Annotated in this window: 1 protein-coding gene (only partly in view); it reads left to right on the top strand. The window is 70.4% G+C overall.

Going from position 1 to position 12,249, the window contains the following annotated elements; genetic code table 11:
- Window positions 1–12,249, top strand: the 3' portion of a protein-coding gene (locus tag E4V01_RS00545) for an LEPR-XLL domain-containing protein (protein WP_135297040.1). Its footprint begins 33,510 nt before the window's first position; the window shows 12,249 of its 45,759 coding nt (coding positions 33,511–45,759); its start codon lies off the left edge, out of view; its stop codon occupies window positions 12,247–12,249.

The raw sequence follows: 12,249 nt of genomic DNA, 5'->3' as shown, positions 1-12,249 counted from the left end.
GCGGGCGCGCTGGTCTCGATCGAGAGCATCGATCCCGGCATCGGCGGCAACGACGTCATTACCGCCAAGGACGGCAACGTCACGGCGCTCGGCGGCGCCGGTGCGGACCGGATCACGCTCGGCAAGGGCACGCAGGTCGTGCTCGGCGACAGCGGCTCGGCCACCTTCGCGAACGGCAAGATCCAGGACATCACCTCGATCGCGACCGAGATCGGCGGCAACGACACGATCACGGCGGCCGACGGCGACACCACCATCATCGGCGGTGCCGGCTCGGACGGCATCGATGTGGGGGCGGGCAACCACGTCATCCTCGGCGACAGCGGCAAGGCCCGCTTCGCCGCGGGCGCGCTGGTCTCGATCGAGAGCATCGATCCCGGCATCGGCGGCGACGACACCGTCACCGCCAAGGACGGCAACGTCACGGTCATCGGCGGCGCCGGCGCGGACCGGATCACGCTCGGCAAGGGCACGCAGGTCGTGCTCGGCGACAGCGGCTCGGCCACCTTCGTTGATGGCATCATCGCGACGGTGACCTCGACGGCGACCGAGATCGGCGGCAACGACACGATCGAGGCCACCGAGGGCGACACCACGATCCTCGGCGGTGCGGGCGCGGACACGATCAAGGTCGGCGCGGGCAACCACGTGATCCTGGGCGACAGCGGCAAGGCGGTGTTCCGCAACGGCCGTGCCCAGCGCATCGAATCGATCACGCCCGAGGTCGGCGGTGCCGACATCATCACGGCTGAGGACGGCGCCTCGCGGATCATCGGCGGCGCGGGTGGCGACACCATCACCACCGGCGCGGGCAACCACGTCATCCTCGGTGACAGCGGCGAGGCCGACTTCACCGTGACGGTGACGGACGGGTTCACGACCAGCGTGCTGGCGCGGATCGCCACCACCGCGCCCTCCATCGGCGGCGGCGACACGATCACCTTCGGCGCGGGCAACAACGTCGTGCTCGGCGGCATGGGTGGCGATACGATCAAGGGCGGCGACAGGGGCGCGGTCATCCTGGGCGACAACGGCATCGTCACCTTCGATGCCCTCGGCCGGATCCAGCGGGCGCTCTCCTTCGACACCGCGATCGGCGGTGACGACACGATCACCATCGGCGACGGTAACAACGTCGTGCTCGGCGGTACGGGCCGCGACACGATCACGATCGGCGACGGCAACAACGTCGTGCTCGGCGACAGCGGTCAGGCCGATTTCGAGGCCGGCATCATCGTCGAGATCGCCAGCATCAGCCCGGAGGTCGGCGACACGGACACGATCGCTTTCGGCAGCGGACGCAACACCGTCGTCGGCGGTGCCGGCGGCGACAGCATCACCGCGGGCATCCGCAACGGCGTGAAGCTCGGCACCGGCACCAACGTCATCCTCGGCGATGCCGGCCATGCCCGGCTCACGACCGCCGGCCTGCCGATCGTGGTCGAGACGACCTACGACAACGTCGGCGGTGACGACACGATCACCGTGGGTGACGGCGTGGCCGTGATCCTCGGCGGCTCGGGCAGCGACATCATCTCGGCCGGCGACGGCCGCAGCACGGTGCTCGGCGACAACGGTCAGGCGACCTTCGACGCGCAGGGCCGCGTGCTCCAGGCGGCGACCACCGCCGCCACGGCCGGCGCACGCGACGAGATCACCCTCGGCGATGGCGGCAGCGTCGTCATCGGCGGCGTCGGGGCCGACAAGATCCAGACGGGATCGGGCGCGGACGTGATCCTCGGCGATAACGGCAGCGCCGTGTTCCTGAACGGGGTCCTGGTCTCGATCGAGACGATGGAATCCACCTTCGGCGGTGGCGACGCCATCGTGGCGGGCGAGGGCGACAACGTGGTGTTCGGCGGCGTCGGCGCCGACGACATCACCACGGGGGCCGGTCTCGACATCATCCTCGGCGACGACGGTGCGGCGACCTTCGCGCAGGGCAGGCTGGTGCGTGTCTCGACCAAGAACGAGAGCGTGGCGGGCGACGACACGATTCGCGCGGGCAACGGCGACAACGTCGTGCTCGGTGGCTCGGGCAGCGACACCATCACCACCGGCATCGGCGCCGACCTCGTGTTCGGCGACAACGGCGTCGTCGACTTCGTGGACGGCGTCCTGCGCGAGGCTCTCAGCGAGCGCGCCGGCGGCGGCGGTCGCGACATCATCGTCACCGGCGCGGGGGCCGACCTCGTCATCGGCGGCCTCGGCGGCGACACGATCGATGCCGGCAAGGACGATACGGACGCTGACATCGTCTTCGGCGACAACGGCCACATCACCTTCGATGCCCTCGGCCGCGTCTCGCTCGCCGAGACCGTCGATCCGACGCTCGGCGGCGACGACGAAATCCTGGGCGGCGCGGGTGCCAACCTGATCCTCGGCGGCGCGGGCTCGGACACGATCACCACGGGGGCCGGCGCGGATATCGTGCTGGGCGACAACGGCAGTGTGATCTTCGCAGGCGGAATCCGCTTCGAGGCCAAGAGCGACCTGTCGGGCGGCGCGCGCGACACCATCGTCACCGGTGCCGGCGCCGACCTCGTCATCGGCGGTCTCGGTGGCGACACGATCGATGCCGGCAAGCTCGATGCCGACGACGACATCGTCATCGGCGACAGCGGCCACATCACGTTCGACGGCCTCGGCCGCGTGATCCGCGCGGAGGCGACCGATCCGACAGCCGGCGGCGACGACAGCATCGACGTCGGTGGCGGCAGCAACATCGTCATCGGCGGCGCGGGCTCCGACACGATCACCGCAGGCGGTGGCGCGGATGTGGTCCTGGGCGACAACGGCTTCGTGACGTTCACAGGCGGAATCCGCCTGGAGGCCAAGAGCGATCCGGCCGGCGGCGCACGCGATACGATCCGGACCGGTGCCGGCGCCGACCTCGTCATCGGTGGCCTGGGCGGCGACATGATCGATGCCGGCCAAGACGATGCGGACGACGACATCGTCTTCGGTGACAACGGCCACGTCACCTTCGACGAGCTGGGGCGCGTCAAGCTCGCTCAGAGCGTTGATCCGACCAGCGGCGGCGACGACAGCATCGAGGCCGGCTCCGGCAACAACATCATCCTCGGTGGCGCCGGTTCCGACACCATCACCACGGGTTCGGGTGACGATGTCGTGCTGGGCGACAACGGTGCGGTGACCTTCTCAGGTGGAATCCGCCTCGAACTGACGAGCGGCCGTGACGGCGGTGCTGCCGACACCATCATCACCGGAGCCGGCGCGGACCTCGTCCTCGGCGGTCTGGGCGCCGACACGATCGATGCCGGAAAGAATGATGCCGACGCCGACATCGTCTTCGGCGACAACGGCCACGTCACCTTCGACGGCCAGGGCCGCGTGAAGCGCGCCGAGAGCCTGGATTTCGGCCTCGGTGACGACGACAGCATCGATGTCGGCGGCGGCGACAACATCGTCGTCGGCGGCACCGGTGCCGACCGGATCACGGCGCTCGGCGGTAACGACGTGGTGCTCGGCGACGACGGTCGCGCCACCTTCGAGACCAGCGGTCGCGTGAAGCGGGCCGAGAGCTTCGACCTCGGCTTCGGCGGCAACGACACGATCGATGTCGGAGCCGGCGACAACGTGGTCATCGCCGGAGCCGGCAGCGACGTCGTGACCGCACGCGGCGGCAACGACGCGGTGATCGGCGATGGCGGCTACGCCGAGTTCGAGGCCGGCGTACGCGTGGTCTTCGTCTCGGCCGATGCCACGGGCGCCGGCAACGACCGGATCGAGGTCGGCGACGGCGACAACGTCGTGCTGGGTGGCTCGGGCACCGACACCATTACGACCGGCGCGGGCGCCGACGTCGTGCTGGGCGACAACGGCACGATCCGCTTTGCAGGCGGAATCCGTCTGGAGATCGTCAGCGACCGGATCGGTGGTGCCTCCGACACGATCACCACCGGAGCCGGCGCGGATCTCGTGCTCGGCGGCCTCGGTGGCGACACGATCGATGCCGGCCAGGCCGACACCGACGCCGACATCGTGTTCGGCGATAACGGCCACGTCACCTTCGACGCGACCGGTGGCGTGATCCGTGCCGAGAGCTTCGATGCCGGCTTCGGCGGAAACGACGAGATCAAGGTCGGCGGCGGCGACAACCTCGTCATCGGCGGCACCGGGGCCGACACGGTCACGGCGCTCGGCGGCGGCGACATCGTCATCGGCGACAACGGCTACGCGGTGTTCGAGGCCGGCGTGCGGATCGAGTTCGCCTCGACCGAGACCGCCGACGGCGGCAACGACCGGATCGAGGCCGGTGACGGCGACAACGTCGTGATCGGCGGCTCGGGCAGCGACACCGTCACCACGGGCGCGGGCGGCGACATCGTTCTCGGCGACAACGGTCTCGTCGCCTACGAGCTCGGCATCCGGGCGCGGGTGGTCAGCGACCGCAACGGCGGGGCGCGCGACCTCATCGCCACGGGTGCGGGCGCCGACGTGGTGCTCGGCGGCCTGGGCGCCGACACGATCGATGCGGGCCGGCTGGATACGGATGCCGATGTCGTGTTCGGCGACGACGGCCACGTGACCTTCGATGGTCAGGGCCGCGTGAAGCGGGCCGAGAGCCTCGATCCGGGCTTTGGCGGCGACGACACCATCGACGTCGGCGGCGGCGACAACCTCGTCATCGGCGGCGCGGGCAATGATGTCGTCACGGCTTTGGGCGGCAACGACGTCGTCATCGGCGACCATGGCTACGCCGTGTTCGAGGCCGGCGTGCGCGTCGCGTTCGCCTCGACCGACACGACGGATGCCGGCAACGACCGGATCGAGGCCGGCGACGGCGAGAACATCGTGCTCGGCGGTTCGGGCAGCGACACGGTCGTCACGGGCATCGGCGGCGACATCGTGCTCGGCGATAACGGCCTCGTCCGGTTCGAACTCGGGATCCGTGCTGTCGTCCAGAGCAGCCGCGATGGCGGAACGCGAGACGTCCTCAGGTCCGGTGCGGGCGCCGACGTGGTGCTCGGCGGCCTCGGCGCCGACACGATCGATGCCGGCCGGGACGATTCCGATGCCGACATCGTGCTGGGCGATGACGGCCGCCTCACCTTCGACGCTCAGGGCCGCCTGACGCGCGCCGAGAGCCTCGACCCGACCTTCGGTGACGACGACGTGATCGAGGCGGGCGGTGGCGACAACGTCGTTATCGGTGGCACGGGCACGGACACGATCACCACGCTCGGCGGCAACGACGTGATCCTCGGCGACAACGGTTATGCGCTGTTCGAGCAGGGCGTGCGCGTGGCGTTCGCCTCGACCGATCCGGATGACGGCGCCCGCGACGTGATCAAGGGCGGCGACGGCAACAACATCGTGATCGGCTCCGCCGGCTCGGACGACATCACCACAGGCTCGGGCGCCGATCTCGTACTCGGCGACATGGGCGTCGTGACCTTCGAGAACGGTCTCGTCCGCGAGATCTACACCACCGATGAGCGCCGCGGCGCAGGCGACGTCATCCGCGGCGGCGACGGCGACAACATCGTCTTCGGCGGCGCGGGCCGTGACGAGATCACCACCGGCACGGGTGCGGATCTCATCCTCGGCGACTTCGGCGAGGCAAGCTTCACCGGCGGGCGTCTCGTGCGCGTGGCCACGCTGAACCCGAACCGCGGCGACGACGACACGATCGTGGCGGGCGACGGCGACAACGTCATCCTCGGCGGCTTCGGCAGTGACACCATCACCGCCGGCTCCGGCGCGGACGTGGTGCTCGGCGACAACGGCCTTGCCACCTTCCGCACCGACGGCAAGCGGATCCTCGTTCGTACGACGGATGTGGAGATCGGCGCGACCGACACGATCGCAGCGGGCGACGGCGACAACCTCGTTATCGGCGGCACGGATGCCGACACGATCGCCACCGGCAAGGGCGCCGACGTGATCCTCGGCGACTTCGGTTCGGTCAGCTACGACGCGGCCGGGCTGCTCGCGCAGATCCTGTCCAGCGATACGGGTCTGGGCGGCAACGACACGATCACGGCGGGCGACGGCAGCGATACGATCCTCGGCGGCTTCGGCTCCGATACGATCACCGCGGCCGACGGCAGCAAGACCGTGCTCGGCGACAGCGGCCAGCTCGACTACGCGGCGGGCGTGCCGACCCTGGTGCAGAGCCTGACCCCGGCTCTCGGCGCGGCCGATACGATCAAGCTCGGCAACGGCCGCAAGCTCGTCATCGGCGGCGCCGGCGGCGACCTCATCGACGGCGGGTCCGGCGATGCGGTGATGCTCGGCGATGCTGGCTTGGTGCGGCTCGCCGATGGCAGCCCGGATCGGGTCGAGAGCACGGATGTCGCCGTGTCCGGCGACGACACCGTCACGCTCGGCGCCGGCAACGGCGTGGTGCTCGGCGGCTCGGGTGCCGACAAGCTGACGCTCGGCGCGGGCCGCTCGGCGGTGCTCGGCGACAACGGCAGCGTCGATCTCGACGCGTCCGCGCGGCCGGTGGAGATCACCTCGACGGCGCCGGAGGTCGGCGGCCGCGACGTGATCGTGGTCGGCGATGGCGGCTCGGTGGTGATCGGCGGCGTCGGCGCCGACACGATCAGCACGGGCTCGGGCTCGGACGTGATCCTCGGCGACAACGGGGCGGTGACGCTCTCGACCCTCATTCCGGTCTTCGTGCGCACGACGAATGCGGGTGTGGGCGATGCGGACGAGATCCGGGCGGGCGAGGGCGACAACGTCGTGCTCGGCGGCGCCGGTGGCGATACGATCGTGACGGGTTCGGGCCGCGACACGGTGTTCGGCGATGCCGGACAGGTCCGCTTCGACGCGAAGGGCCTGGTCGAGCGGGCCGAGAGCCTGGACACGGCCATCGGCGGTGACGACACCATCGAGGCGGGCGCGGGCGACAACCTCGTCCTCGGCGGCTTCGGCTCCGACACGATCACGACGCTTGGCGGCAACGATGCTGTGCTCGGCGACAACGGTGTGGCGGTCTTCGCGGGCGGCGTGCGGGTGAGCCTTGCCAGCACGGCTCCGACCGAGGGCGGCAAGGATACGCTCCTCCTCGGCGACGGCGACAACCTCGTTATCGGCGGCACGGATGCCGACACGATCGCCACCGGCAAGGGCGCCGACGTGATCCTCGGCGACTTCGGTTCGGTCAGCTACGACGCGGCCGGGCTGCTCGCGCAGATCCTGTCCAGCGATACGGGTCTGGGCGGCAACGACACGATCACGGCGGGCGACGGCAGCGATACGATCCTCGGCGGCTTCGGCTCCGATACGATCACCGCGGCCGACGGCAGCAAGACCGTGCTCGGCGACAGCGGCCAGCTCGACTACGCGGCGGGCGTGCCGACCCTGGTGCAGAGCCTGACCCCGGCTCTCGGCGCGGCCGATACGATCAAGCTCGGCAACGGCCGCAAGCTCGTCATCGGCGGCGCCGGCGGCGACCTCATCGACGGCGGGTCCGGCGATGCGGTGATGCTCGGCGATGCTGGCTTGGTGCGGCTCGCCGATGGCAGCCCGGATCGGGTCGAGAGCACGGATGTCGCCGTGTCCGGCGACGACACCGTCACGCTCGGCGCCGGCAACGGCGTGGTGCTCGGCGGCTCGGGTGCCGACAAGCTGACGCTCGGCGCGGGCCGCTCGGCGGTGCTCGGCGACAACGGCAGCGTCGATCTCGACGCGTCCGCGCGGCCGGTGGAGATCACCTCGACGGCGCCGGAGGTCGGCGGCCGCGACGTGATCGTGGTCGGCGATGGCGGCTCGGTGGTGATCGGCGGCGTCGGCGCCGACACGATCAGCACGGGCTCGGGCTCGGACGTGATCCTCGGCGACAACGGGGCGGTGACGCTCTCGACCCTCATTCCGGTCTTCGTGCGCACGACGAATGCGGGTGTGGGCGATGCGGACGAGATCCGGGCGGGCGAGGGCGACAACGTCGTGCTCGGCGGCGCCGGTGGCGATACGATCGTGACGGGTTCGGGCCGCGACACGGTGTTCGGCGATGCCGGACAGGTCCGCTTCGATGCGAAGGGCCTGGTCGAGCGGGCCGAGAGCCTGGACACGGCCATCGGCGGCGACGACACCATCGAGGCGGGCGCGGGCGACAACCTCGTCCTCGGCGGCGCAGGCGCCGACACGATCACGACCGAAATCGGTGCGGACGTCATCCTCGGCGACAGCGGCGAGGTGCTCTACGCGGGCGGCCGTCTCGTCCAGGCGCGCAGCCTGGATGCCGGGATCGGCGGCCGGGATGCGATCAAGGCGGGTGAGGGTGTCAACATCGTCATCGGCGGCATGGATGCCGACGTGATCGAGACCGGCTCCGGCCGCGACGTGATCCTGGGCGACAGCGGCCTCGTGCGCCGCGACGCCGACGGCCTCGCGCAGGCGGTCTCGACCGACACCGCTCTGGGTGGCGACGACACGATCCGGGCGGGCGAGGGCGACAACCTCGTCCTCGGTGGTGTCGGCGCGGACACGATCGACACCGGAGCCGGCGCGGACATCGTGCTGGGCGACAGCGGTGACGCTCGGTTTGAGCTCGGTGTGATCACCTCGGTGACGACACTCGACGCGCTCAACGGCGCGGGCGACACGATCCGGGCGGGCGAGGGCGACAACCTCGTCCTCGGCGGTCTGGGCGGTGACGCGATCGCCACCGGCACGGGCAACGACACCATCGTCGGCGACCAGGGCCGGGCCGGCTTCTCCGGCGGCGTCATGGTCGTGCTCGAAACGATCGACCCGAGCGCGGGCGGCGACGACCAGATCGTGGCGGGCAACGGCGACAATCTCGTCCTGGGCGGTGTCGGTGCGGACCGCATCATCACCGGCACGGGCGCCGACATGATCCTCGGCGACAACGGCCGGGCGGATCTCGCCCTGGCCGCGGGTCGCGCGGTGATCCGGCGTGTGGCCTCCACCGATCCGCTCGCGGGCGGCGACGACCGCATCGAAGCCGGCGACGGCAACGACTTCGTGGCCGGCGGCACCGGGGCCGACGTGATCCTCGGCGGCGGCGGACACGACGTACTGTTCGGCGATCACATGCTGTACGACCGGGCGCTGCCGGTGAACCAGCGCGCGGTCTCGATCTTTGCCGCTGCGACCGATGGCGGGGGCAACGACACGATCGAGGGCGGCGCCGGCGACGACTTCCTCTACGGCCAGCAGGGCGACGATACGCTCCGCGGCGGCGAGGGGGACGACGACATCACCGGCGGTCACAACGTGCTCGGCGGGGCCGACGGCGACGACCTCATCAACGGCGGCGTCGGCGCGGATGTGATCCTTGGCGACAACGGCGTCATCACCCGCAACGTGCTCGTAGACGACGTGAAGTCGGTCACGTGGCAGCGCAATCCCGGCACCTTCGCCGACACGGTGATGCGCGACGTGCTGCGCTTCGACCTCATCGACTTCGTCGGCGGCAACGACGCGATTGCCGGCGGCGCGGGGGATGACCGGATCTTCGGTCAGATGGGCGACGACCTCATCTACGGTGAGGAAGGATCCGACGAGATCGTGGGCGGCCTCGGCCGCGACAGGATCGATGGCGGCACCGATGTCGACTATCTCCTCGGTGACGAAGGCCGGATCGTCCGCGCCTTCACCAAGGACGGCGCGGCGGTCCTCAACAGCGACGGCACTTGGCACCGCGACGTGGTGCTGGAGGAGATCGGCACCGTCACCGCTGCCATCGCCACCGACGCGCAGTCGGCCGCCGCACGCACGGCCGACCTCGCCGAGAAGCTGGCGCAGGCGGACCTCGTCCTCGCAGTGGGCGCCCGTGACGGGTCGGGCACGCGCCTGACCGCGGCGGGGGGAGCCTGGGCGACCTCCGCACTGACCGTCTCGCTGGCCAGGGCCGACGACGACATCATCGCGGGCGGCGACGGCAACGACGTGCTGTTCGGCCAGCGCGGCAACGACACCCTGATGGGCGGGGCCGGCGACGACCTGATCTACGGCGACCGCGCCTCGAACCTGTCGGAGATCGCCTCCGACAAGCCGACCATCGTCAACGCCATCCGGCTGATCGGTGCCGCGGCCGAGACCGGCCTCGTTCTGCCGCTCGGCGGCGAGGTCGTGGTGCCGGCCCTCAACCTCCTGCCCGGCGCGTTCGGCGCCGGGGCTCCGCGCATCGAGGTGTATCCCTCGATGGCGGGCGTGGTCTCCGACATCGCCGGGTCCGATCCGATCCGGCGCGGTGATGGCGCGCTGCTCACCGTCACTGCCTCGCTGGTTCCGAGCCTCTACGGCACCAACAATGTGCTGGCGGGCAACGACATCATCGAGGGCGGCGCGGGCAACGACACGATCTACGGGGACAGCAGCGAGACCTACACACTCGACGTGACGGCCTACGCCGCGCTCAACGGCCAGATCGACAAGGTGTCGGCCTCGGTCTCCGATCTGCTCGGCGTCTTCGCCACGCTCAGCCGCGGTGTCGACCTCCTGCACGGCGGCCCGAGCCGGACGATCGCCTATGGCAACGACACCATCACCGGTGGCGAGGGCGACGACTTCATCGTCGGCGATGCCGCCCGCACCATCGTGCAGGGATCGGGGCCGCTGCGCAGCCTGTCCATCGACGCGGCCCTCGCGCTCAGCGATGCCCTTTCCGACATGCGCTCGGTCATCACCGACCTCGCCATGACGGGCCGGGTCGCGCAGGCTGCGGTGACGGTGAAGCTGGAGGCGATGGCGCAACTGCCGCTGAACCAGATCCTCGCCTACGGCCTGCCGGAGGGCATGGGCACGAACCACGTGGTGTCGATCGGCAACGACAGCATCGATGGCGGCGCGGGCGACGACCTCGTGGTCGGCGACACCCTCGTCATGTTCCAGCCCGGCGTGGCGCGCGGCCTCGCCGTCCACGATCCCGCGACCGCGTCCGCTGCGGCCCAGGTCGAGGCGGCCGTGTTCACGCGCGCCGCCGAGCGGTTCTCCGCGATGCAGCAGCACCTCGCGGCGGACTTCCCGGTCGATCTGAAGTCGGTCGCCCTCCACTGGATCGTCTCCATCGCCTCGCGCGGCGACAGCTTCCTGAGCGGGAACGACCGGATCGACGGCGGCGACGGCAACGATCTGCTGATCGGCGATACCGGCTTCATCCAGTTGCCGGCCGCCAATGCGGCGCAGAGCCAGCGCGTGACGGCCGCGACCCTCGCCGAGGATCGTGCCCAGGTCGAAGCCCGCGTGCTCGGCGCCGGTGCGACCGGCCTCGAGGGGGATCTCGATGCCTGGAACCGCTCGGCGTGGGACGCCTTGGCGGGGAGCGTCGTCAGCTGGCGCAACCCGCTCTACGGCGGCCTCGCCTGGAGGAGCCCGTTCGGCTTCGGCGGCCAGCAGAATCTGACTGCGGGCTACCGCGGCTGGATCGCGGCTCCGAGGGATGCCCGGTTCGACCTGCAGAGCGTGCTGTTCGATATCCGCTTCATCCTGGGCGTGCCGGACCTCGCGCAGCCGGCCTCCGGCGTCTATGCCGGCGCGATCAAGGCGGGTGAGGACATCATCGCGGGCGGTGCGGGCAGCAACCGGATCTTCGGTGCGAAGGCGACGCTCGTGCCGACGGTCGATGCCGACGGCCGGATGGTCGGGCCGAACGCCTTCACGGTGCTGCTGCCCACCAACCTCGGGATGCTGCAGGGGAGCTTCACGCCTCTGATGTTCCCGAACAGCATCGGCGTGATCAACACGGCCGGCGTCGGAACGCAGTTCCTCAACTTCCACTACGGCGTTGCCGTCGCCGGGAAATGGGGTGCCTCGTCGCTGGCGACCTACGCTCAGACCTACGGCGCTTCCGCTGCCAACCCGCTCGGGCTCAACGTTGCAGCACCGCAATACGGGGTTCCGCAGGGTTCGCAGACCGGAGCGGATCAGGTCAGCGAAGGCGACAGCGGCATCAAGGTCATCGGCTTCCACAAGAAGCGGGCGATCTGGTCGTTCGATGCCGGGGTGACCCTGCCGTCCTTCTCGGTGACGGCGGCCAACACCCTGACGCCGACCTCGGTCGCCGGTCGCCCGGCCACGATCGAGGCGATCGCCCACAAGCCGCTGCTGGCCAACGAGGTGATCCGTTCCATCGAGGGCGGCGACATCGTCCTGCGCGGCGCCAGCCGGCCGGTCTCCAACCCGTCGAAGTACGACACGTGGTTCTTCGACGAGGCCAAGGGCAGCTTGGTGGAGCAGGCGAAGAGCGAGGACGACATCCTCTTCCTCGCCAAGCGCTTCGGTGATCCGACGCTGCCGATGAAGTGA

This window comes from Methylorubrum sp. Q1 (assembly GCF_004683995.1).
GTDB lineage: Bacteria > Pseudomonadota > Alphaproteobacteria > Rhizobiales > Beijerinckiaceae > Methylobacterium.
This window is presented reverse-complemented; position numbering and strand designations above follow the sequence as displayed.